We start from the raw sequence: 24,651 nt of genomic DNA, 5'->3' as shown, positions 1-24,651 counted from the left end.
GAGCAGGGGCGGCCCTTATTGCGCAAGAGGCGCAAAGCGGGCAGCGGTCATACGGGCCAGGTCTTCGGGAGCGAGTTCGATATCAAGGCCTCGCCGACCTCCGCTGACCAGCATGACGGGGTGGTCCTGAGCCGAGATGTCGATGAAGGTGCGCAGCCGCTTTTTCTGTCCCAGAGGGCTGACCCCGCCAAGCACGTAGCCGGTGGCGCGCTCCACGAGGACCCTGTCGGCCATGGCCGCCTTCTTGGCCCCGGCGGCCTTGGCCAATTGTTTGAGCCCGAGCATGCTCTCCACCGGAATGACGGCCACCACCAGCTCCCCGCCCAGATCCGCGACCAGGGTCTTGAAGACCTGGCAGGGATCGACGCCGAGTTTTTCGGCCGCTTCCAGGCCGTAGGACGTGCATGACGGGTCATGGTCGTATTCTCGTACGACAAATGTGATTCCTGCTTTTTTGGCGGCGTTTATGGCGGGGGTCATGGGGTGCGGCTACAAAGGCGGGCGGAAAAAGTCCAGTCCGGAAAATGAAGTCTGGAAAGGCACGGCGCGCCGGGTCGCCGGAAGCGCCGTGCCGGAGGAGTCGCTAGCTTGCGGCCTGTGCCGAGGCCTGGATGTATTCCTTGATGTCGTCGATGGTCACCACGGGGAGCTCGTGGCGTCTTCCGAACTCCTGGATTTCGGGCATGCGGGCCATGGTGCCGTCTTCGTTGGTGACTTCGCACAGTACGCCGCAGGGCTTGAGTCCGGCCAGGCGCATGAGGTCCACGGTGGCTTCGGTGTGGCCTTCGCGTTCCAGAACCCCGCCCGGACAGGCGCGAAGCGGGAAGATGTGGCCGGGACGATGCAGATCCCCGGGGCGGGCATCGTCGGCGATGGCGGCCTGCACCGTGCGCACGCGATCGGCGGCGGACACTCCCGTGGTCACCCCCTGGGCGGCTTCGATGGAGACGGTGAAGGCAGTCTGGTAACGGCTGGAATTGTTGCTGACCATGGGCGCCAGGTCCAGGGCGCGGACTTTGTCCTCGGGCAGGCACAGGCAGACGATGCCGCTGCATTCGCGGATGAGCATGGCCATCTGGGCCGTGGTCAGGGACTGGGCGGCGAAGATCAGATCGCCTTCGTTTTCGCGGTTTTCGTTGTCGGTGACCAGCACCCCCCGCCCTTGTTGCAAGGCCGCAAGGGCGCGTTCGACCCGGATGCGGGGAGGGGTGTTTTCAAAACTTTCTGAAAACTGATTCACGGTGGTTCTCCTTGGAATTGAACGTGAATCAGGGCGCGGCTGAAAAGAACCGTTCACGCCCGTGAACGGTACGCCGTCTTCTCTTTCATCCGGACTGTCACCGTCGGCTCCGGCCTCGCACCGGATCTGCTGACCTCCCGGACCTCCGGGAGCGCTCGCGGGCTCCCCGCCGTGAAGCGGGATACCGCCGGTGGGGAATTGCACCCCGCCCTGAGAAGTGGGCACCATGCGCGGCGAGGCGGGCGCTGTCAACGGTGCGAAGGCCGTAAAAAGTCCTGTATGACAAAATGGCAAATTCGACCATTGCCTCGCGCACGGTAACGGGGTAGAGTGCTTCAATAGAGAACATGCCACAAGGATTTTCCCTTGTGGCTTTTTTTTCCCGCAACGTTACTTCAAAGGATCGAACATGACAGAAAATCAAATACAAGCAGGCAGTTCCGTCGAGTCCCTATGCAAGAAATGCAAGACCGTGACCGATCATCACGTGGTCGTCATGTCCGGCGAGAAGATCGCCAAGGTCGAGTGCAAGGTTTGTAACGCACGTCACGCCTATGTGTCGCCAACTGCCGAGCCCAAGGTCAAGAAACCCGCCACCCCTCGTCCCAAGAAGGCTGCCCTGGCTTCCAGCAAGCAGGCCCAGGCTCTGCTCGAACAGTGGGAAAAGCTGGTCACCCCCTGCGCCAAACCCCTGTCCTACAGCATGGAGCGTACGTTTCAGATCGGCGATGTCATTGATCATCCCACCTTTGGTCTGGGTTATGTTCAGAAACTGATGAAGCCCTGCACTGCCGAGATCCAGTTCAAGGACGCCATCCGCAACATGCGCTGCGGGATGTTCAAGTAGGTTTTCAGGCCCTCTTTTCCTGCCGCCAGCCCTCAAACGGCCGCCTGTCCGGATTTGCGCCCTTAGAAAGATCCGCTTTTTTCGTTTCTTTCCTTCTTGACGTCGCACGAAAGGTGCGCGTAATGGAAAAATAGTGTCGTGCGCCGTGTGTTGTGCGCCGTGTGTTGTGCGCCGTACGACCAACTCCACATCGGCTTCAGTCAAGGAAGCCGTTTTTTATGCTCCACGAGGAAAAAATGCCCACCATGCAGAAAAATGACAATATCAGAAATATCGCGATCATCGCACACGTTGACCATGGCAAGACCACCCTGGTGGACGTCATGTTCCGACAGTCCGGAGTTTTCCGGGACAACCAGGCCATGGACGACCGCGTCATGGATTCCATGGATCTGGAGCGCGAACGCGGTATCACCATCGCCGCCAAGAATTGCTCCGTGCGCTGGAAAGGCGTGAAGATCAATATCGTCGACACCCCCGGCCACGCCGATTTTGGCGGGGAAGTGGAGCGCGCCCTGTCCATGGTCGACGGCGCGGTGCTGCTGGTGGACTCCTCCGAGGGCCCGCTGCCCCAGACCCGGTTCGTGCTCAAGAAAGCCCTGGACGCGAGCCTGCCCATTCTGGTCGTAGTCAACAAGATCGACCGCGCCGATGCCCGGCCGCAGGAAGTGCTGGACGAGGTCTACGACCTGTTCATCGATCTTGGCGCCGACGAGGACCAGCTCGAATTTCCGGTGCTTTACGCCATCGGCCGCGACGGTGTGGCCTCTCCGGTGCTTGATGAGCCTGGCAAGGATCTTTCCTGCCTCTTCGACCTCATCCTGGAGCACATCCCCGGCCCTCGTTTCGATCCTGCCGCACCCTTTCAGATGCTTGTCTCGGATCTGGGGTATTCGGATTACCTGGGTCGCCTGGTCATCGGCAAGATCAAGGCCGGCCTGCTGCAGGACAAGGCCGATCTTCTGTGCATGGGCGAAAACGACCAGCTCGCCTTCCGGCCGACCAAGGTGCAAGCCTACGAAGGAATGCAGCTCAAGGATCAGGCCGCCGTCGAGATGGGCGACATCGTGGTCATGGCCGGCCTGAACAAGGTCAGCATCGGCGACACCATCTGCCTGAAGGAAAGCCCGGTGCGCCTGAAGCGCATCGACGTGGACGAGCCCACCGTGTCCATGCGCTTCACCATCAACACCTCGCCTTTTGCCGGACGCGAGGGCAAGATCGTGCAGTCGCGCAAGATCAAGGACCGTCTCGAAAAAGAGGCCCTGACCAACGTGGCCATCCAGGTCGAGGAGAGCGAGGACAGGGACTCCATGATCGTCAAGGGTCGCGGTGAATTCCAGCTGGCCATCATCATCGAGACCATGCGCCGCGAAGGCTTCGAGCTGGGCGTCGGTCGTCCCGAGGTCATCTACAAGAAAGAAGGCGGCAAGCTCCTTGAGCCCATGGAACACGTTTACGTGGACTGCGACGAGGCCTTCATGGGCGTGGTCACGGAAAAACTGTCCATCCGCCGGGGCAAACTGCTCAATCTGGTCAACAACGGCAGCGGCCGCGTGCGCATGGAATTTTCCGTCCCGTCCCGCGCTCTCATCGGCTACCGGGACGAATTTCTGACCGACACCAAGGGCACGGGCATCATGAATTCCCTGTTCGACGGATACGGCGAGTACCGGGGCGATTTCCCGACCCGTTTTTCCGGTTCGCTGGTCTGCGACCGTCAGGGTCAGGCCGTGCCGTACGCGCTTTTCAATCTGGAGCCGCGCGGCCGGATGTTCGTGCGTCCCGGTGATGCGGTCTACGAGGGCATGATCGTCGGCGAGCACAACCGCGATAACGACATCGACATCAACCCCTGCAAGGAAAAAAAGCTGACCAACATGCGCGCCTCGGGCAAGGATGAGGCCATCATCCTCACCCCCGTGTTGCCCATGACCCTTGAAATGGCGCTCAATTTCATCCGCGACGACGAGATGGTCGAGATCACTCCCCTGAACATCCGCCTGCGCAAGATCGAGCTTTCGGCCCAGAAACGGCACAGCATGGTCGCGCGCAAGAAGAAGGTCGAAGGAAAATAGAGATGCAGAAGAAAGTCCATGACGTGATCATTGTCGGCGGCGGTCCGGCCGGTCTGTTCGCGGCCTATCATCTGGCCGAGCATGCAAGCCTCGATGTGCTTGTGATCGAGAAGGGTCGCGACTCGCTGATCCGCAACTGCCCCATGACCGAGGCGCAGGACTGCATTCATTGCAAGCCCTGCAACATCCTGGCGGGCATGGGCGGTGCGGGGCTCTTTTCCGACGGCAAGCTCAACTTCATACCCAAGCTGGGCAAGACCGACCTGACCCAGTTCATGAGTCTGGGCAAGGCCACAGAGCTCATCGACGAGACCGAGGCCATCTTCAACCGCTTCGGCATGGACGGAAAGGTCTATCCGACCAACATCGACGAAGCCCGCTCCATCCGCAAGGAGGCCCGCAAGTTCGGCATCGACCTGCTGGTCATCAAGCAGAAGCACCTCGGCAGCGACAACCTGCCCGGTCACATCACCGGCATGGTCGAGTACATCAAGTCCAAGGGCGTGACCGTGCGCACCAAGGAGGAGGTGGTCGACATCCTGGTCGAGGGCGGCAGGGTGCGCGGCGTGACCACGGCCAAGGGCGAGTATCTGGCGGATAACGTCATTCTGGCTCCGGGCAGGGTGGGGGCCGAATGGGTCGGCCAGCTCGTGCAGCGCCACGGTCTGGCCGTGACCCAGCGCGGCATCGAGGTCGGGGTGCGCGTGGAAGTGCACAACGAGATCATGCAGGACCTGTGCTCCATCATCTACGATCCGACCTTCTTCATCCGCACCTCCAAGTACGACGACCTGACCCGTACCTTCTGCACCAACTACGGCGGGTTCATCGCCCAGGAAAACTACCAGGATTTCGTCTGCGTCAACGGCCATGCCTACATGGACAAGAAAAGCGAGAACACCAACTTCGCCTTCCTGTCCAAGGTGGTCCTGAACGAGCCCGTCACGGATAACCAAGCCTATGGCGAATCCATCGGCCGCCTGGCGACCCTGATCGGGGGCGGAAAGCCCATCCTGCAGCGTTTCGGCGATTTGAAGCGCGGCCGCCGCTCCACCTGGAACCGCATCCGCAACAGCTACATCGAGCCAACCTTGAAGAAGGTGGTCTGCGGCGACATCGCCATGGCCCTGCCCGAGCGCATTCTGGCCAACCTGGTCGAGGGCCTCGAAAAGCTCAACCAGGTCGTGCCGGGCGTGGCCAACGACGAAACGCTCCTGTATGCGCCGGAGATCAAGTTCTTCGCCACGCAGGTGGAATGCGACGAAAATCTGCAGACCGCTATCGGGGGACTCTACGTGGCCGGAGACGGACCCGGAGTGGCTGGAAACATCGTTTCGGCCGCGGCGACGGGCCTCATCCCCGCCAAGAGCATTATTACAAAGGGCTAGGCTTCATTTCCGGGATCAGTTGACGATAAAGAGGGGCGTTGCCGTTTCATGACGGGAGCGCTCTCTCTTTTTTCAGATGTGTTCGCGGATGAACTCGTCGATCTGGTCGAGCAGGATGGGTTTGGAGAAATGGTAGCCCTGCGCGTATTCGCAGCCCATCTCCCTGAGCGTCAGGTATTGGGCTTCGGTCTCGATGCCCTCGGCCACCACGGACAGGCCAAGGCTGTGGGCCAGGTTGACGATGGTGCGCACGATGACGCGGTTGGCGTGCTTGTCCAGATGAGTCACGAAACTGCGGTCGATTTTGAGCGTGTCGATGGGAAAGCGTTGCAGGTAGCTCATGGACGAGTAGCCCGTGCCGAAATCATCGACCAGAATGGCCATGCCGAGCTCCTTCATGATGCGAAGCTTCTGGATCGTCGCCTCGGGGTTGGTCATGACGTCGCTTTCCGTGATCTCGAGCTTGAGCTGCAATGGGTTGATGCGGTTGTGGCGGATGCAGTTGAACAGGTTTTGCACCAGATCGGGATCGGAGAACTGGCGCGCGGACAGGTTGACGGACACGCTGAAGGCATTTTCCGGGTATTTTTCGGCCCAGGATCGCAATACCTTGCAGGATTGCTCCAGCACCCATTGTCCGATGGGCAGGATGAGCCCGGTCTGTTCGGCAATGGGGATGAATTCGCTGGGGGGAACCCAGTCCTTGTCCTTGGGCTTCCAGCGCAAGAGGGCTTCGAAGCCGCTCAGGGTCGGGTTCTGGCCGATGGAGAAAATTGGTTGCAGGGCCAGGAAGAACTCGTTTTCGCTGATGGCGTTGCGCAGCCGTGTTTCCGTGTCCAGTTTCCTGAGGGCCTTGTCCTGCATTTCCGGCGCGTAAAAGCGCAGCTGGTCCAGGCCCTGTTCCTGGGCGTGGCGCAGGGCGATGTTGGCTCCCTGCAGAAAGTATTCGGGCGAGGTGTATTCGTTGGGCCCGAAGAGAGCGCCGAAACACGCACTGATGTGGATGGGATGATGTTCGATGTCCAGGGTGCGGTTCAGGGCGGACTTGATTTTTTTGATGGTGGCCGTGCCCGCTTTCCTGGATGGCAATTCCTCCAGCAGCACCACGAACTCGTCGTCGCCAAGGCGTGCCACCGTGTCCACCGCGGACACGGTATCAAGCAGGATGTGGCCTATGGACTGCAACAGCTGGTCGCCGACAAGATGCCCGAGGCTGTCGTTGACGTCCTTGAAGCGGTCGATATCGACCTGCACGACGGCAAAGAGGTAGTCGTCGCGTACCTGGCTGCGCTCCATGGCCTGCTGGATGCGGTCCAGGCAGAGGGCGCGGTTGGGCAGGTTGGTCAGGGCGTCGTGGAAGGTTCGGTGCTGCAGATGCTTTTCGGCGTCCTTGCGCTTGGTGGTGTCCTCGAATATGGCGGCCACCTGCCTGGGCTGGGGGCTGAAGGCGACCACGGAGAAATGTTTGCCCACGAATCCCGCGAAGCTGTCGAAGCGGATCGACTCGCGGGTCATGGCGGTCTTGGCGAGGATGTCGATCCAGTAAGGTTCGACCTTTTCCGAAAGCTGACGCAGGCTGCGTCCGACGATGTCTTTTGCGGGCAGGCCGAAGAAGCTGGCAAAGGCCGGGTTGACGTCGAGGAAGAGCAGATCCCTGGGTTTTCCCGAAGCGTCGGTCACGACCTCGTGCAGGGCGAAGCCGTTCAGCATGGAATCGAAAAGCAGCCTGTACTGCTGTTCGCTCTTCTGGAGCGCCTGCGCGGCGGAATGCTTGTAGAGGGCGATTTCGATGGCTACGTGCAGGTCCCGGGATTCGGCGGGTTTTATGATGTAGCCGAAGGTCTCGGTGATCTTGGCGCGCCCAAGGGTTTCTTCGTCGTCATGGGCGGTCAGGAAGATGATGGGGATCTGCGTGTTTTCAAGGATGGCCTTGGCCGCTTCGATGCCGTCGATGCGCCCATCGAGAAAGATGTCCATGAGGATCAGTGACGGCGCTTGCCGTGCAACTGCGGCGATGGCTTCCTCGCCGGAGGTGATGATGCCCTGGACCTGGTACCCGAGCTTTTGCAGCCGTTGCTGCATGTCGAAGGCGACAATGGCGTTGTCTTCGACCAGCAGGATACTGGTAGTGACGGGTGGTTCGGTGTTCGGCGCGTGCTGGGTGGATGTCATCAGGAAATTTTTCTTGGGTAATGGTTTATGCGTATCCACGCTTTTTAGCCGGTTAACGACAAGCAAACTTATATTTTCCAGAAAATCAGAATGTTGACAAGGGCAAAGCGCATATTCTCGGCATACGCGAAAAACGTCTTTTATGTTGGCTGTGTACGGGATTATGTAGGGCGGGTAGCGCGCGTATGCGAAATTTTGGGAGCAATGATCAGTAATTGTTGCAAATTATTACCAGTGATGTAGATTGATATCGTATGGACCCGTGTGTAAGAAGGTCCTCCCAGCCATGATTTTTCTCCTAAGGAGCCGCCTATGTCTGCTATCGTCCGCGAAGGGAATATTGCCACCATCACCCCGGGTCAGGATCTTGTGTCCTCCATGGTTCCGGAGTTCAAGCAGGAGCTGGCTTCGTTGCTGGCGGACTCCCCGGCGGAGGTGCGTATCGATCTGACCGGGGCGGGGATGATGGACTCCATAGGTATCGGAGTGATCATTGCCACGCACAATTCCATGAAGAAAAAAGGCGGGAAGTTGATCATTGTCAACGCTTCAGGAAATATAATCAAACTTTTCAAGTCGATGCGTCTTGACCAGCATCTGAACCTGGACTCATAACGCGGTCAGGCGGCAAATGCCCGCCATCGTTGCAGGTGAGAAATGCCCTTTGTTGCCAATGGCGGGAGCCAGGGGAGGGCAGATCGTTCCCGGTCGTTTTTTTTAGATCCGGAGCGCGGGCGCAAGCCCGGGCGCTTGGGACCGGTGCCCGCGGGCGCGGGAGAAGGCCTCATAAATTGAAATCCATATGGAGTTCGCACAATGATGATGGATGACGAAACTCTCCAAATGTACGTGGAAGAAGCAGCCGAGCACCTCGGGGATATCGAGAACGATTTGCTGGCCATTGAACAGGCGGGTGCGGATATCGATGTCGAGCTGGTCAACAAGGTTTTTCGCGCGGCGCATTCCATCAAGGGGGGTGCCGGATTTCTGGGTCTGACCAAGATCAAGGACCTGGGACACAAGATCGAAAACATCCTGGACATGGTCCGCAATCGCGAGCTTGTCCCGGAGCCCGAAGTGGTCAACATCGTCCTTTTGGCCTTCGACAAGTTGCGTGACCTGATCTCCAATGTGGCCGAGAGCAATGACGCGTATATCGACGATCATGTCGCGGCCCTGACGGCGGCGGCTTCGGCCAATCTGGAGGGCGAGGAGAAGGCTTCCGTGGATCGTCTGGTCGAGGTCCGGGATAATCGGGGACGAGTCGTCTTCGAGGTCGCGGAGTTCGATCTGCTTCAGAACAAGAAGGGGGGGAAGAACCTTTACCTCCTTGAGTTCGATCTGATCCATGACGTGCAGCGCAAGAACAAGACCATCTTCGATATTTTGAAGGGCATGGATTCCACGGGCGTGATTCTCGATCTGAAGGTCGATTTCGAGGCGGTGGGCACCTTGGAGGACGACGATTTTTCCAATCGCATTCCTTTCTTCGTTCTTTTTGGTTCCATCATCGAGGACGACATCATGCCCGCGCTTCTGGACCTGGGAAGCGAATTCATCACGACCCTGAGCATCGACCTGCCTTCCGATCAGGCGGCCCCGGTGGCCGATTTCGCCCAGGAGCTTCTGGACCAGACCCCGCAGACTCCCAACGAGGACCGGACTGATTCCCTGATCTCGGAGCTCTTCAGCGGGGAAACCCTGGCCTCGGCCCTGGCCGCGCCAGCGCCCAAGCCCGCGGCTCCGGCCGCACCCGTGGCCCCTGCTCCCACCGCGCCAGCCGCACCTGCTCCACGGCCCGAGCCCCAGGTGACGGCCGACGAGGATGCGGGCCGAAGGCCCGACCCCAAGGCTCCCAAATCCGCCATCGCTCAGCCCGATTCCCTGCGCGTGCATGTCAGCCTGCTCGAAGACCTGATGAACCTGGCGGGAGAACTGGTTTTGAGCCGCAACCAGCTCATGCAGGCCATTTCCTCTGGCGCCATCCACCAGATCGAGGTGGCCGGGCAGCGCATCGATCTGGTCACGTCCGAGCTGCAGGAAACCATCATGCTGACCCGCATGCAGACGGTCGGCAACATTTTCAACAAGTTTCCGCGCGTGGTCCGCGATCTGGCCCGCAATCTGGGCAAGGAGATCGACCTGCAGCTCGAAGGCAACGACGTCGAGCTGGACAAGACCATCATTGAAGGCCTGGGCGATCCGTTGACCCACCTGGTCCGCAATTCAGCGGATCACGGCATCGAGATGCCCGATGTGCGCGTGAAGGCCGGAAAACAGGCCATGGGTACCATCGTGCTCAAGGCCTATCACGAGGCCGGACAGGTCATCATCGAGATCGTCGATGACGGCGGCGGACTCGACACCGAAAAGATCGTGGCCAAGGCCCTGAGTCGCGGCCTCATCTCGCCGGATCAGGCCAAGTCCATGTCCGACAAGGAAAAGGCCAACCTGATTTTCCTGCCCGGCCTGTCCACGGCCGAGCAGGTCACGGATGTTTCCGGACGCGGCGTGGGCATGGATGTGGTCAAGTCCAACCTGGATCAGCTCGGCGGACAGGTCGATATCGAAACCGAGCGGGGCAAAGGCACGACCATCCGCATCAAGCTGCCGCTGACTCTGGCCATCATCCCCAGCCTGCTCGTATCCGTGGGCCAGGAACGTTACGCCATTCCGCAGGTCAACGTCGACGAACTGCTGCGCATTCCCGTCGATCAGATCACGGAGCGCGTGGAGCTGGTTGGCGACGCCGAAGTGCTCCTGCTGCGCGGCGAGCTCATACCGCTGCTGTATCTTTCCAATGTGCTGGGCCTCAACGCCGACTCTTGCGAAGCCTCCAAGATGGTGGGCGAGATCCTGCGCGGCGAGAAGAGTCTCGGCGACATCCGCGAATCCGGGTGCGCCTCGGCCGATGTCAACCTTGTCGTGGTTTCGGCCGGACAGTTCCGGTACGGCTTGGTCGTCGATCAGCTCCACGACTCGGTCGAGATCGTGGTCAAGCCGCTGGGCCGGCATTTTAAGGAATGCCAAGGGTATGCGGGCGCGACCATCATGGGCGACGGGCATGTCGCGCTCATCCTCGATGTGGCGGGCCTGGGACGCCTGGGCGACCTCAGCCTGAGCGTGGCCCGGGAAGCCGTGCAGACTCCCAAGGAAGCCGAGGCGGCCACCGGCCAGGAAAAACTCTCCCTCTTTGTCTTCCGCAACACGCCGCAGGAATACTGCGCCGTGCCTCTTGACCTCGTGGCCCGGGTGGAACTCATCGATGCCGCCGAGATCGAAGAGGTCGGCGGACGGCGGGTCATCAAGTACCGTGGTGGAACCCTGCCGGTCTTCTCCCTCGATCAGGCGACCAATGTGGGCTTGCTTGACATCTCCGGTGAACTCATCGTCATCGTCTTCCTCATGGCCGGTCACGAGATAGGCCTTCTGGCCAAGCCGCCGGTGGACGCCATCGAGGCGCAGGTCGCTCTCGACAGCTTCACCCTGAAGCAGCCCGGCATCAGCGGATCGGCGGTCATCGGCGACAAAACCACCCTCATCGTGGACATTTACGAACTCATCCAGACGGTACAGCCCGATTGGTTCGCGGTGCGCGGCAGCATCGAGATCGCCGATGATGCGGGCGAGGTCGGGGTTCCGCATCTGCTCCTGGTCGAGGACTCGGATTTCTTCCGCAACCAGGTCAGGAAGTTCATCGAGGATGACGGATACATGGTCGATGTGGCCGAGGATGGCGTGGTGGCCTGGAACATGCTCGACGCGGATCCGGAAAAATTCGACCTCGTGGTCACGGACATCGAGATGCCCAATATGGATGGATTCGAACTTTCCCGGCGCATCCGCCAGGACAAGCGTTTCTCCATGATGCCTATCGTGGCCCTGACTTCCCTGGCCGGAGATGAAGACGTGGCGCGCGGCAAGGCCGTGGGTATTGACGATTATCAGGTAAAGCTGGACAAGGAGCGCCTCCTGCAGTCCATTTACGAGTGGTTGAAGCGTTACGCCTCCTGACGGCCGTGGATGCGGGGGAATCCCGCAATCCACGAGACGGCTTCAATCTTAAAAAAGCGTGTGCGGTGCATGAGTGATGCCTAGAGCTCTTTCAAGGAGAATTGCATGAAACAGCAGGCCAAAGAAAAGACGGGTGCCCTGCAGCTGTCCTGCTTTTACGTAGGTTCGGCCCTGTGCGGGATTGACATCAATCTCATTCAGGAAATGAACCGGCAGATGGAAATGACCAAGGTGCCGCAGGCGCCGTCCTATGTGCTTGGCATCATGAACCTGCGCGGCAGGATCGTGACCATTATCGACCTGGGCCGCAAGCTGGGCCTGGCGCCTTCGAAAACCACGGAAACCAGCCGCATCATCATCGTCAATTCCCGCGATGAGAACATCGGCCTGCTGGTCGACCGCATCACCGACGTGGTCACATCCAAATGGGAAGACATGGAACCGACCCCCTCCAACATCAAGGGGCTCAAGGGCAAGTATTTCCAGGGCGTGCTCAAGTCCTCCCGGGATCTCATCGCCGTGCTCGATGTCGGTGAAGTGCTGGCCGACGATTAAGTCAATTTATATCTAGGAGTCTGGATGAATCTGCGTGTTCTGGTTGTGGACGATACAATAATGTATCGCAAGGTGGTGGGCGACATTCTCGCCGAGATATCGGGGATCGAAGTGGTCGGCACCGCCAATAACGGGAAGATCGCCTTGACGCGCATTGCGTCCCTGAAACCGGACCTGATCACGCTGGATGTGGAAATGCCGATCATGAACGGACTCGAGACCCTGCAGGAGATCCAGAAGAGTTTTCCCGATGTGGGCGTGATCATGCTTTCCACACTGACCAAGCGCGGCAGCGACATCACCATGCGCGCGCTGGAACTCGGGGCTTTCGATTTTATCGCCAAGCCGGACGCCGAGGGCATGCAGGAAAATGTGCAGCTCCTTCGGAGCGCCATTCAGCCGAGGGTGAAGGCCTTCGCGAAGCGGCTGGAGCTTCGGTCCCTGCTCAAACAGAGGCACAGGCCCGTCGGCGCTCCCGCGCCGGCTCCCGCGGCTCCGTCAATACTGGCTTCGTCCCGGCGCACGGGCAAGTCCAAGGTCGTGGCCATCGGCATCTCCACAGGCGGGCCCAATGCCCTGACCAAAATGCTGCCGCAGCTCCCAAAGCTCGGGGTACCCATCTTCGTGGTCCAGCACATGCCGCCCGTCTTTACCAAGTCCCTGGCCGAGAGCCTGGACGCCAAGTGCCAGTACGAGGTTCGTGAAGCCGAGAACAACGAGGTCGTGCGCCCCGACGTGATCTACATCGCCCCCGGCGGCAAGCACATGCGCGTGGCCTCGGGCACGGGCGGAGCAAAGATCATCCAGATCACCGACGATCCGCCTGAAAACAACTGCAAACCGGCTGCGGACTACATGTTCCGCTCCGTGGCGCGGGAATATGGAGCCTTGTCCACCGGCGTGATCATGACCGGCATGGGCGGCGACGGGACCCTGGGCCTGAAGGTGCTCAAGAGCTTCGGGGCCGTGACCATAGGCCAGGACGAGGAGTCCTGCGTGGTTTACGGCATGCCCAAGATCGCGGTCGAGGCGGGTGTCGTGGATGTTGTCTCACCTTTGCCGATGATCGCCTCCGAGATCATCCGCACGGTGCGTTAGCCATGCCAATTCCAACAGTGGCGGCACTATGACGAGCATCACCGCGGACGAATTCAGCGTCCTCTCCAAATACATCTACTCCATTTGCGGGGTGGCCCTGGACTCGACCAAGACCTATCTGGTCGAGACGCGGCTCAAATCCATGATGCAGCAGTATGGCTGCGCTTCCTATCTGGACCTGCACGCCAAGGCCAAGGCCGATCGCGGCGGCAACATGGAAAAAGAGATCGTCAACGCCATCACCACCAACGAGACCCTTTTTTTCCGCGACGCTTCCCCCTTTGAAGTCTTCAAGCACAAGATCCTGCCGGATCTCATCGACACCCGCTCGAAATCGGCTTCAGGACGCAACATTCCCATCCGCATCTGGAGCGCCGCCTGCTCCACCGGACAGGAAGTCTACAGCATCGCCATCGCCCTGCGCGAGGCCCTTGGCAACCTGAGCAATTTCCAGATTTCCATCCTCGGTACCGACATCTCCGATGACGCCGTGACCAAGGCGAGCTACGGAAAATACAACAAGTTCGAGATAGAGCGCGGCCTGCCGCAGCAGACGTTGAACAAGTACTTCACGCTCATGGGCGACGGGTGGAAGATCAAGGACGAGATCCGGGCCATGGCTGTCTTCAAGAAGTTCAATCTGATGAAGCCGTTTGCGGGGCTTGGCAAGTTCGACATAGTTTTTTGCCGCAACGTTGCGATATATTTCACTCCAGCCGACAAGAAGATGGTTTTCGAGAAAATTGCCTCCGTCCTTGAGCCCGACGGTTCCCTGGTGATCGGGTCCACCGAGTCCCTGACCGGAGTGACGGGCATGTTCGAGCCGAAGCGCTACATGCGCTCCATTTTCTATCAGCCTGTCGCCGGTTCTTCGCCGCTGACGCCCACGGGCTTCAGCTACGCCCAGACGCCCGCTCCGGGATTTGCCGGGACAACGGCGTCGGCCTCCGTCGTCCGGCCGCCCCTCCCGGTTCCGCGTCCCACGCCCGTGGCCGCTCCGGCGTCTCCGCCGCGTCCGGCTCCACGCGCCGTGCCCGCCACTGCCGCGCCATCCGATGTCCCGCCACGTCCGGCTGCGGCCGTTCCGCCCACTCCCGCGCCTCCCGTGCGGCCGGTCGAACCGGAACCCGCGCCCATCGCCGCCGCTGTCGAGCAGGTTTCTCCCCCCGAAGAGGCTCCGCGCACTGTGGCGCCTCGTCCCGCTCCGGTCCGGTCCCAGCCCGCGCAGGTTTATCGCGCGGGAGACAAGTCCGATCTCAAGCGCCTGCTGATGCAAAAGAAGCAGAAGAGCAAATCCTGATCCACGTTTTGCCGGTAAAAGCTCATGCCCATCCTCTGGACTCCTGATATCGAGGGCGTCACGGACGCATTTTCCGCCGACCACGCCGACGCGTCCGCCATTCTCGGTCCGGGCGAGCCTTGCGCCGACCGGCCGGACGAGCGCGTTTATCTTTGCGGACCATGCTCCTCGGCCCTTGACGTGGCCGGATACCTGGCCGGGCAGGGCTGCCTTGACCCATGGGATTCGGTCCTGTCCACCCGTCAGTGGGCTGGCCGAGGGCAAATGCGCAGGACCTGGATTTCCCAGCCCGGCAACCTGTTCGCGGCCTGGCGGCTGCCCATGCCCCCGAGTTCCTGGCAGAACATGCTCTCCGTGCTGGTCGGCTGGGTCATGTGTCGGGGACTGGGCGAGCTTGGGGTGCCGGTAACGCTCAAGTGGCCGAACGATATTCTGTTGCATGGGCGCAAGATCGGCGGAATCCTGATCGAGGAGAGGGGCGATGTGCTCCTGGCCGGGATAGGGCTCAACATCGCGTCATGCCCTGAGGACGCCGACCTGCGCCGGGATCATGCCTGCGTTGCGGCAAATCTGGGCGGGCTTTTGCGGGGAGTGTCCATTTTTGGCCTGTGGTTACGGCTTGTGAATTTTGGTCGGCTCCGTTACAGTACTGAACTTTCTGATTCGACCCCTCTGGAGTTTTCCCAGTTAATCGAGCCTGTTCTAGCCTATCTTGGGGCCTTGGTGCGCGTTTCTGACAATCGATCATCGGTTTGCGGAACGTATGCGGGGGTAAGCCCGGATGGCGGCATCGTCCTTCTCGCCGACGGCGAAAGGCGGGTCTTGCATTCCGGTTCGCTGCGTCCCGAGGGCTGGTCGGAAGGTCAAATATAACGCATACGGAGAAATATATGTGTTCGCAGACTCCCCGCAGTTTTGAAGAAGTGGCCCGGGAGATCCGGGGCAAAAAGATTCTTGTCGCCAATCGCGGCATTCCCGCCAGAAGAATCGTTCGTTCCATCAAGGAAGTTTTTCAGGGCGTGCCCATGATCACGGCCACGGATGTGGACAAGACAGCCCCCTTTACCTCCGGCGCCCACGCACTCCTTCATCTCGGGGAGAACTCGCGTGCGTACCTCGACATCGACAAGATAATCGCCCTGGCCAAGGCGCGGGGCGTCGCGGCCATCCATCCCGGATGGGGCTTTGCCTCCGAGGACGACTCCTTTCCTTCCAAATGCGCCGATGCCGGAATCATTTTCATCGGACCCACCTCGGAGGCCATGCGTCTGCTGGGCAACAAGGTTCAGGTCCGCACCCTGGCCCAGAAGCTGGGCATCCCCGTGGTGCCGGGTTCCGAGGGCGCCGTTTCCGTTGAAGAAGCCAAGACGGTGGCCGCCGAAATAGGGTTGCCGGTCATGCTCAAGGCCGAGGGCGGCGGCGGCGGACGAGGGATTTACGAAGTTTTCAGCCAGGATCAGTTGGCCGACGCCTTCATCAAGGCCTCGACCCTGGCCCAGGCCTCCTTCGGCAATCCGCGCCTGTACGTGGAGCGCCTGCTGACCTCCATCAGACATATCGAGATTCAGGTCATCGCCGACAAGTACGGCAATGTCTTCGCCTTCGACGAACGCGACTGCACCGTGCAGCGCAACCACCAGAAACTGGTCGAGATCACTCCCTCTCCCTGGCCGGGCATGACCGAGGAGCTGCGTGAAAAGCTCAAGGATTACTCGCGCCAGCTGGTACGCGCGGTGGGATACCATTCCCTGTGCACCGTGGAGTTTCTGGTCGATTCCGAGGGCCGCGCCTATCTCATCGAGGTCAACACCCGCCTGCAGGTCGAGCACGGCATCACCGAGTGCCGCTATGGCATCGATCTGGTGGAAGAGCAGATCGCCGTGGCTTTCGGCGCCGAGCTGCGCCTGAACCAGGAGAACTGCACGCCCAAGAGCCACGCCATCCAGGTCCGCGTCAACTGCGAGGATCCGCAGAACGATTTCTCGCCCAACGCCGGACGCATCACCCGGTACATGTCTCCGGGCGGTCCCGGCGTGCGCGTGGATTCATGCGTCTGCGGCGGGTACGAGTTTCCCTCCCAGTACGATTCGGCGGCTTCCCTGCTCATCGCCTACGGCCCGCAGTGGGGCAAGGTGCTTGGCATCATGGAGAGGGCCCTGGACGAGTACATCATCGGCGGGATCAAGACCACCATCCATTTTCATCGCCAGATCATCGCGCATCCGCGCTTCCGCGCCGGAGAGTACGACACCAAGTTCGTGGCCAGCGCTCCGGAGCTCATGATCTACATGGACAAGGAGTCCGAGGCCGTGCGCCTGTCCCGCCTGGTGGCCGAGATTTCCGCGCACGGGTACAACCCGCACGTCAAGCTCGGGGAATACCGGACCAAGGACGGCAAGCGCATGGACGCCTTCAAGCCTTCGCTGCCGGGCATCGAGCCGGACTATTACGAATATCCCTATCCGCGTGGCGACAGGGACGCGACCCTTGCCTACCTCCGTGATTCCGATCACGTCCATTTCTCGGACACGACCACCCGCGACATCACCCAGTCCAACTCGGGCAACCGTTTCCGACTGGCCGAAGATCGCATCATTGGCCCCTATCTCGACAACTGCGGTTTCTTTTCGCTGGAGAACGGCGGCGGGGCGCATTTTCATGTCGCCATGCTCGCCAACATGACCTACCCCTTCAGCGAAGCCCGTGAATGGAACGAGTTCGCGCCCAAGACCCTGAAGCAGATCCTCATCCGCTCCACCAACGTGCTCGGATACAAGCCGCAGCCGCGCAACATCATGCGTCGCACCGGCGAGATGATCTGCGAGCACTACGACGTCATTCGCTGTTTCGATTTTCTCAATCACATCGAAAATATGCGCCCCTTCGCCGAGGTGGCCCTGAATTCCAGGAAAAACATCTGGGAACCGGCCATCTCCCTGTCCTTCGCCAAGGGCTTTGACGTGCCCCATTATCTGGGCGTGGTGCAGGAGATCATCGACATGACCGCCCAGGTGGCGGGCTGTTCCAAGAAGAAGGCCGAACGACTGATCATCCTGGGCCTCAAGGACATGGCCGGTGTCTGTCCCCCAATATTCATGACCGAGCTGGTTTCGGCCATCCGCAAGAGCTATCCCGAACTGGTCATCCATTCGCATCGCCACTACACCGACGGCCTCTTCGTGCCCGCGATGGCGGCGGCGGCCAAGGCCGGCGCGCATATCGTGGACGCGGCCATCGGCGCGGCCGTGCGCTGGTACGGTCAGGGCGAGGTTCTCTCCACGGCGGCCTACATCGAAGAGCTGGGGCTGAAGACAAATCTCAACAAAGACATGATCCGCACCACGGGTTTCGTGCTCAAGCAGATCATGCCTTACTACGACCGCTACACGGCTCCGCACTTCCAGGGCATCGACTACGACGTCATCGAGCACGGCATGCCCGGCGGCGCGACGTCCTCGTCCCAGGAAGGGGCCATGAAGCAGGGCTACATCCATCTGCTGCCGTTCATGCTCAAGTTCCTGGCCGGAATCCGCAAGATCGTGCGCTACCATGACGTCACGCCCGGTTCCCAGATCACCTGGAACACAGCGTTTCTGGCCGTGACCGGCGCCTACAAGCGCGGCGGACGCCGTGGAGTGCGCAGGCTTCTGGCGGTGCTCGACCAGGTCGTGACCGTGCCCGAGGAAATGCTGACGGATGAAACCCGTGCCGAGCGCCTGAAGATCTACCAGGATGCCAACGACGCGTTCCGCGATCTGCTTCTGGGCAAGTTCGGACGCCTGCCCTTGGGCTTTCCGCCGGACTGGGTCTATGAGTCCGCCTTCGGTCCCGAATACCGTGACGCCATTTCCCGGCGCACCGAGTCCTCTCCGCTGACGACGCTGCTGGACATCGACGTGCCCAAGGAGCAGCAGGGCCTGGCCGAGCACATCGGCCGGATTCCCACAGACGAGGAACTGGTCATGTATCTGAACCATCCGGGCGACGCCCTGAACACCATCAAATTCGTGGGCAAATACGGAGACTGCAACCGTCTGCCCCTGCATGTCTGGTTCGAAGGCCTCAAAGCCGGGGACGAAGTCATGTTCAAGGACAGCCAGGGCAAGCATCATGTCCTGACCCTGCAGCATATCTCGCGTCCGGACGACCATGGCATGAGCCTTGTTTCCTATTCCCTGGACTCCGAATCCTTCTCCATGCAGGTCAAGGTGGCCGAGGCCTCGGGCAAGGATGACTCCGGTCTGGAAATGGCCGATTCCCGCAATCCGTATCATGTGGGTTCGCCGTCCAGCGGTGACTTGTGGGTCGTGCACGTCAAGCCCGGCGACATGGTCAAGAAAGGAGAGGAACTCTTCAATATATCAATCATGAAGCAGGAAAAATCCATTCTTGCTCCGGTGGACGGCATGGTCGGGCGCGTGCTCAAATTTGCCGATTACCAGGAAGACAAGAAAATGGTACCGGTCAAGGAAGGGGAGCTTCTGGTAGAGCTTGTGCCTGCTCCCCGGAAATGTCCGACCTGTTCGGCTCCGGTGACCCGGGATGACTTCAAGTTCTGTCCGTCTTGCGGCCAGAAGGTATAGACAGGTCACGGGGCCTGTTCTTTTCTGTCAAGAACTTTTGCATATATTTTTTTCGTGTCATGAAGGTTCAGGTTTGTTGACGGACTGACGCGTCGACATGTACCCCCAAGCCCAGTTTTTTCCGGGCGATCACACTTGTTTTCGATTTGCGCACGAAAGAGGAGGAGAAGATGGCTGAGAGCGACAAGAAGAGTTCCAAGAAGAAAGCCGATACGTACGCGGAGGCCGCCACGCCTCCCGCAGTGATAGAGCAGATTCAAAAGCAGCTCATCCTGACCGGCAAGGATATCGCGACGATTGGCGAAGATGCCGAGCTTCTGGTCGGCGGCAAGAATTACAACACCGCCATCATCAGCACTATAGAAGGCATCCGGGCTCCGCAATTTCGGGCCGTCTCCTCCATCGCCTTCCATAAACTTCTCGATGAGACAAAGGTCAACGCCGCCCTGGTCCGCACCTCGGTGGACAAGGCTTACGATTCCATGGACTGGACCGATGCCGAGATCAACAAGGATTCGGAATTTCTGCAGAAGTTCGTTCGCAAGATCGCCCTGGATGTGAAGGAGGCCGCCAAGAAGCAGGAGGGCACCCTGATCCGGCTGCGCACCTTCATCAACAACGTGGTGGAAGGCTTCGCCGTTTCACCCGAGGGTATCGATCAGCTGCGCAAGAGATCCGTGCTCGTGCAGGCCGCAATCCTGTCCGTGGACCTGCCCAAGGACGTGGCTGACGCCGTGCGCGGAGCCTACCTTGAGATCTGCAAGGAGGCGGGCCTTGAGAACGAGCCTGTCGCCGTGCGCTCTTCGGCAGCCGGCGAGGACAGCCGCAAGAAGGCCTTTGCCGGATTGCAGGACACCTACCTGAACATTGTCGGCGAGAACTATGTCGTGCAGGCCTACCACTGGGACTGCGCTTCCGCCTACAACCTGCGCTCCATGACCTACCGGCGCGAGGCCATCCTCGATGCCGTGGCCAAGGCCGAGCAGACCGGCGACGACTCCATCGGCGTCAAGGCCAAACAGGAGTGGGCCATCGAGAACACTTCCCTGTCCGTGTGCATCATGCGCATGATCAACCCCGTCATTTCCGGAACGGCCTTTTCCGCCGACACCTCCACCGGATGCCGGGGCACAACGCGTCAGGATCTCGTTTCCATCGACGCCAGCTACGGTCTTGGCGAAGCGGTGGTCAGCGGCCTGGTCACGCCCGACAAGTTTTACGTTTTCCAGCGTGAGGACGGTCAGGAAATCGTCATCCGCTACATGGGCTGCAAGGACAAGCGCATCATCTACAAGGAATCCGGACGCGGCACCAAGGTCGAGGCCGTGGCCGAGGACATGGCCTACCGTTGGTCCCTGTCCCTGGCTCAGGCCGAGTCCGTGGCCAAGGGCGTGCGCTGCATCAGCAAGGGTTACGGCGGCATGATCATGGATTCGGAGTTCTGCATCGATCAGTGGGATCGTCTCTGGTTCGTGCAGGCCCGTCCCGAGACCCGCTGGAACGAAGACCTTGAGCACCATCCGCACACCATTTTCATGCGCCGCAAGGAAGTCGATCCCGACGCCGCCAAGGACGCCGAAGTGCTCCTCGAAGGCAACGGAGCGTCCCGTGGCGCCGGCCAGGGTTTGGTACGCTACCTGCGCTCCGCCCTGGAGCTGAACAAGATCAACAAGGGCAACATCCTGGCCGCCGAACGCACCGATCCGGACATGGTGCCCGGCATGCGCATCGCGGCGGCCATCATGGCCGACGCGGGCGGTGACACCAGCCATGCCGCCATCACCTCGCGCGAGCTTGGCATCCCGGCGGTCATTGGCATCAAGCGTCTTGAGAAACTGCGCACCCTGGACAACCACGAAGTGACCGTGGACGGCTCCCGGGGCAAGGTTTACCGTGGTCTGCTGCCGCTTGTCGACGTGGGCGGCGAGATAGACGTGAGCAAGCTGCCGGCCACCAAGACCAAGGTCGGTCTCATTCTGGCCGACGTGGGGCAGTCCCTGTTCCTGTCCCGGCTGCGCGATGTGCCCGACTTCGAAGTGGGCCTGCTGCGTGCCGAGTTCATGCTCGGCAACATCGGCGTGCATCCCCTGGCCCTTGAAGCCTACGACCTGGGCACCCTGGAGTCCGTGGTCGGTACCAAGGTCGAATTTCTCGAGAACGACCTGACCAAGATCGTCTTCGAGCAGATGGCCGCGGGCATCATCTCGCTGGACATCAAGTTGCGCAGTTACGTGGGCATCGTCACGGGGCTGGCCCGCAAGATGGAAGAATTGACCGAGAGGGAAGGGGCCAAGGGCACCGATGAGGTGCTGGCCATCCATCGCCAGCTGCGCGAGTTGGACAAGAAGCTTGACGAGCACCTGGAGTTCGCGACCCAGCGTTTCGAAGTGCTCAAGACGTCGCACAATCTAAGGGATCATGTCGCGGTCATCATGGGCTATGCCGATGAGCTGGAGCTGCTTGGGGCCGATCCCCAGTCCCAGCGCCGGCGTCTGGAGATTCAGGACTCCATCGCCAAGGACGTGGCTCGCATCGAACGCGATCCGGTCATCGTCAGCACCCTGGAAAAGATCTCGGCCATGCGCGAAGACGTGGCCAAGAAAGTCGGCCTGCAGCAGGAGATGGACAATGTCCGCACCCTGCCCGAGAAAATCCAGGAGATCCTCAAGTCTCGCGGCTATCGCAGCGGCAAGGAGCTCTACATCCAGAGCCTGGCCCAGGGTCTGGCCCTCTTCTCCATGGCCTTCCACGGCAAGACCATCGTCTACCGCACCACTGACTACAAAACCAACGAATATCGCAATCTGCTCGGCGGGTTGCTCTTCGAGGGCCATGAAGACAATCCCATGCTCGGATATCGCGGCGTGTCCCGCAACATCCATGACTGGGAGCTGGAGGCCTTCAAGCTGGCGCGTGGCGCATTCGGCGGCGCCAATTTGCATCTGATGCTGCCCTTCGTGCGCACCCTTGAAGAAGCACGCTCCATGAAGCGTTATCTGGGTCAGGTGCACAACATTCACTCCGGCGACAACGGCCTGAAGATCATCCTCATGTCCGAGATCCCGAGCAATGCCGTGCTGGCCAAGGAATTCATCAAGGAGTTCGACGGCTTCTCCATCGGTTCCAACGACATGACCCAGCTGGTCCTCGGCACGGACCGCGACAACGCGCGGCTGCGCCACATCTACGACGAGGAAGACCCGGCCGTGGTCTGGGCCATCCTGACCACCATCTTCACCGGGCAGAAGTTCGGCAAGAAGGTCGGATTCTGCGGGCAGGGCGTATCCAATTCCAAGATCATCCGTGGTCTCGTGTGCATCGCCGGCATCGTATCGGCTTCCGTCGTGCCCGACACCTACCAGCAGACCAAGTTCGACGTGGCCGAGGTGGAAGCCGAGAACATCCCGCTCGCGGGTCTGGGCGCCTGGCTTCAGGAACAGCACCTGGAACGCCTGCACATGCTCTTGGCCGAAAACCGTTACGAGCACATCCTCAAGAAGAACACCTCCGGTCCCGACCTCATGGACTGGTATGAAGGGGAGTTGGCCCGTCTGCACGAGCAGTTGCAGTCCAACCTGGGCAGCGTGAAAGAGGACTTCTACCGCCAGGAGCTGGCCTCCTTCCGCAGCATCTTCCACAAGCCGGTCATCTATTCCAACTGGGATTGGGAAACCACGGTGCTCGATGCCCTGCATCAGGCCGGATTCTCGGACTATGACGAGCAAGTCAAAGCCCTGGCGACTCAACGCGAAAACATCTGGTAAAACGGGGGCGGCTTTAAGCCGCCCTTTTTCATTCATGCACTGGCAATCCATTCCCGTCACAGTTACCCGCAGCCATCGCGCGCGCAAGGTCTGGCTCAAGATGCGCTCGTGTCAGGGCCTTGAGATAGTCTTGCCCTACCGCGTCTCGACCTCCGAAGTTCCGGCCATTCTCGAACGTCATCAAAAGTGGATTCAGAGCCATCTGGCCCAGCTGTCGGCCCGCAATGAAGCCCCGGGGCAAAATCCGTTGCCCGAGGCCGTCGAGCTTCCATTTCTGGGTCGCGCCTACCGCGTTCAGTACGAAACAGGGCCCCGGACCAGGCTTGCGGTCACCGGGGACATGCTTCGAATTTTCCTGCCGCAAGGAGAGACACTTGCAGGCGCGCTTGTTCTGCAGCGCTGGCTCGTGGAGATGGGCAAAGTCAATTTGGCACCCTTGTGCCGGGATCTTGCGGCGGCGCATGGAGTGGGTATAAGCGGGGTGCGGGTGCGCAACCAGCAGGGACGATGGGGAAGCTGTTCCGCGCGTTTCGGGATCAGTCTCAACGCCAAGCTGCTTTTTTTGCGGCAGGAGCTGGCGAGACATGTGATTCTGCACGAGCTCTGTCATGTGGAGCATCGCAACCACGGCCCCGCATTCCGGTCCGCCTTGCGCAAGCTCGATCCGCTCACGGTCAGTCATGAATCCGAAATTCGCAGGGCATGGGACGAGCTTCCGGGCTGGTCCAAGCTGTGCGCCAAGGGCGGGTGATGGTTGGTGACGAATCGTCCGGGCGAAAAAACAAAAAAAGGAGACGACATGCGACGACTACTGATTGTGTTGCTGGCCCTTGGATTTTTTGGATGCACGCAGGAAGCCCAGAACCAGCTCGGCCGGACCATCCAGAACTGGACCGGCACCAACGGGGTGCTTGAGGTCTATTCCGGAGACAAGCTGGTGCGCCGTTTCGTCAAGATAGACAAACTCTCAACGGCCTACGGCACCTCCGACAGCCAGGCCCGTGGATACCGTTTCGGATACGGCATCGCGGATACGAACCTGGACGGCCTGCCCGGCGCAAACGAAAAGAAGGTCTATTTCGAGGTCTCGGAATTTTCAACATACGTCTTCTACGAACAACCGTAGGGGCGTGATCCCAAACAATGCCCCCAGAATCCCCGTAGGGGCAGACCTACGTGTCTGCCCAATCGCGGTGTGAATCCCAGGCCAACAACGCAACGATCGATCCCGGCCCGTCCCACCGTACGGGCGAAAAATTTTTCGCCCCTACAATCGCGCCGCAATCCCAAACAATGCCCACCATAACACCCGTAGGGGCAGACCTACGGGTCTGCCCGGGCGGCCACGCAGGGCCGAAGAAGGGCGGTCACGCAGGACCGCCCCTACGCGGTGCGGATCCCCGGCCGTCCCATCGTAGGGGCAGACCTATGTGTCTGCCCAATCGCGGTGTGAATCCCAGGCCAACAACGCAATGATCGTTTCCAGGCCATCCCACCGTAGGGGCAGACCTACGTGTCAGTTGTGTGCGTCAAGTTCTGCAAATTCTTCCACAGCATAACGGGTATGCTCAAGCATATGGCGACCGAGAATGGGCCCATCCAGAGCTCGTCG

At 60.3% G+C, this 24,651-nt stretch carries 16 protein-coding genes and 1 riboswitch; of the genes, 13 read left to right on the top strand and 3 right to left on the bottom strand.

What is annotated here, in order from left to right:
* Positions 1-15 precede the first annotated feature (15 nt).
* Both ybaK and ribB read right to left on the bottom strand, forming a co-directional pair.
* Positions 16-480 (bottom strand): Cys-tRNA(Pro) deacylase, encoded by a 465-nt coding sequence (gene ybaK, locus H4684_RS08005; protein ID WP_192623401.1) that lies wholly within the window; start codon positions 478-480, stop codon positions 16-18.
* Between the two features lie 103 nt (positions 481-583).
* Complete coding sequence (gene ribB / locus H4684_RS08000) at positions 584-1,240, bottom strand: 3,4-dihydroxy-2-butanone-4-phosphate synthase (RefSeq protein WP_192623400.1); 657 nt, start codon at positions 1,238-1,240, stop codon at positions 584-586.
* A 73-nt stretch (positions 1,241-1,313) separates the two neighbouring features.
* Positions 1,314-1,462: riboswitch (FMN riboswitch) on the bottom strand.
* A gap of 187 nt (positions 1,463-1,649) precedes the next feature.
* Between ribB and H4684_RS07995 the strand changes: the two genes are divergently transcribed.
* The 3 genes from H4684_RS07995 to H4684_RS07985 all read left to right on the top strand — a co-directional run bounded on the left by H4684_RS07995 (position 1,650) and on the right by H4684_RS07985 (position 5,553).
* Positions 1,650-2,087: a hypothetical protein gene (locus tag H4684_RS07995; RefSeq protein WP_092193677.1), complete on the top strand. Its 438-nt coding sequence runs from the start codon at positions 1,650-1,652 to the stop codon at positions 2,085-2,087.
* A 236-nt stretch (positions 2,088-2,323) separates the two neighbouring features.
* Positions 2,324-4,165 carry a translational GTPase TypA gene (gene typA / locus H4684_RS07990; RefSeq protein WP_192623399.1) on the top strand — a complete coding sequence of 614 codons (1,842 nt, stop codon included), beginning with the start codon at positions 2,324-2,326 and terminating at the stop codon, positions 4,163-4,165.
* A 2-nt stretch (positions 4,166-4,167) separates the two neighbouring features.
* Positions 4,168-5,553, top strand: a complete 1,386-nt coding sequence (locus tag H4684_RS07985; protein WP_092193678.1) for an NAD(P)/FAD-dependent oxidoreductase — start codon at positions 4,168-4,170, stop codon at positions 5,551-5,553.
* A 72-nt stretch (positions 5,554-5,625) separates the two neighbouring features.
* Here H4684_RS07985 and H4684_RS07980 read toward each other — a convergent pair whose 3' ends face one another.
* Complete coding sequence (locus H4684_RS07980; RefSeq protein WP_192623398.1) at positions 5,626-7,725, bottom strand: putative bifunctional diguanylate cyclase/phosphodiesterase; 2,100 nt, start codon at positions 7,723-7,725, stop codon at positions 5,626-5,628.
* Between the two features lie 312 nt (positions 7,726-8,037).
* Here H4684_RS07980 and H4684_RS07975 point away from each other — a divergent pair, with 312 nt between their 5' ends.
* The 10 genes from H4684_RS07975 (at position 8,038) to H4684_RS07930 (ending at position 24,165) form a co-directional block, all read left to right on the top strand.
* On the top strand, positions 8,038-8,340 hold the full coding sequence (locus H4684_RS07975; RefSeq protein WP_092193680.1) for an STAS domain-containing protein: 303 nt from the start codon (positions 8,038-8,040) through the stop codon (positions 8,338-8,340).
* A 201-nt stretch (positions 8,341-8,541) separates the two neighbouring features.
* Positions 8,542-11,739: a hybrid sensor histidine kinase/response regulator gene (locus H4684_RS07970; protein ID WP_192623397.1), complete on the top strand. Its 3,198-nt coding sequence runs from the start codon at positions 8,542-8,544 to the stop codon at positions 11,737-11,739.
* 105 nt (positions 11,740-11,844) lie between these two features.
* Positions 11,845-12,294, top strand: a complete 450-nt coding sequence (locus tag H4684_RS07965; protein ID WP_092193682.1) for a chemotaxis protein CheW — start codon at positions 11,845-11,847, stop codon at positions 12,292-12,294.
* A gap of 24 nt (positions 12,295-12,318) precedes the next feature.
* Positions 12,319-13,392: a protein-glutamate methylesterase/protein-glutamine glutaminase gene (locus tag H4684_RS07960; RefSeq protein WP_092193683.1), complete on the top strand. Its 1,074-nt coding sequence runs from the start codon at positions 12,319-12,321 to the stop codon at positions 13,390-13,392.
* Between the two features lie 28 nt (positions 13,393-13,420).
* Positions 13,421-14,692: a CheR family methyltransferase gene (locus H4684_RS07955; RefSeq protein WP_192623396.1), complete on the top strand. Its 1,272-nt coding sequence runs from the start codon at positions 13,421-13,423 to the stop codon at positions 14,690-14,692.
* 24 nt (positions 14,693-14,716) lie between these two features.
* On the top strand, positions 14,717-15,565 hold the full coding sequence (locus H4684_RS07950; RefSeq protein WP_192623395.1) for a biotin--[acetyl-CoA-carboxylase] ligase: 849 nt from the start codon (positions 14,717-14,719) through the stop codon (positions 15,563-15,565).
* Between the two features lie 17 nt (positions 15,566-15,582).
* Positions 15,583-19,275, top strand: a complete 3,693-nt coding sequence (locus tag H4684_RS07945; protein WP_192623394.1) for a pyruvate carboxylase — start codon at positions 15,583-15,585, stop codon at positions 19,273-19,275.
* A 170-nt stretch (positions 19,276-19,445) separates the two neighbouring features.
* Positions 19,446-23,039, top strand: a complete 3,594-nt coding sequence (locus H4684_RS07940; RefSeq protein ID WP_192623393.1) for a PEP/pyruvate-binding domain-containing protein — start codon at positions 19,446-19,448, stop codon at positions 23,037-23,039.
* A 34-nt stretch (positions 23,040-23,073) separates the two neighbouring features.
* Complete coding sequence (locus tag H4684_RS07935; protein WP_192623392.1) at positions 23,074-23,790, top strand: M48 family metallopeptidase; 717 nt, start codon at positions 23,074-23,076, stop codon at positions 23,788-23,790.
* Between the two features lie 48 nt (positions 23,791-23,838).
* Complete coding sequence (locus tag H4684_RS07930) at positions 23,839-24,165, top strand: hypothetical protein (RefSeq protein WP_192623391.1); 327 nt, start codon at positions 23,839-23,841, stop codon at positions 24,163-24,165.
* The last annotated feature ends 486 nt before the right edge of the window (positions 24,166-24,651 follow it).

The organism is Desulfomicrobium macestii (assembly GCF_014873765.1).
Taxonomy (GTDB): domain Bacteria; phylum Desulfobacterota; class Desulfovibrionia; order Desulfovibrionales; family Desulfomicrobiaceae; genus Desulfomicrobium; species Desulfomicrobium macestii.
This window is presented reverse-complemented; position numbering and strand designations above follow the sequence as displayed.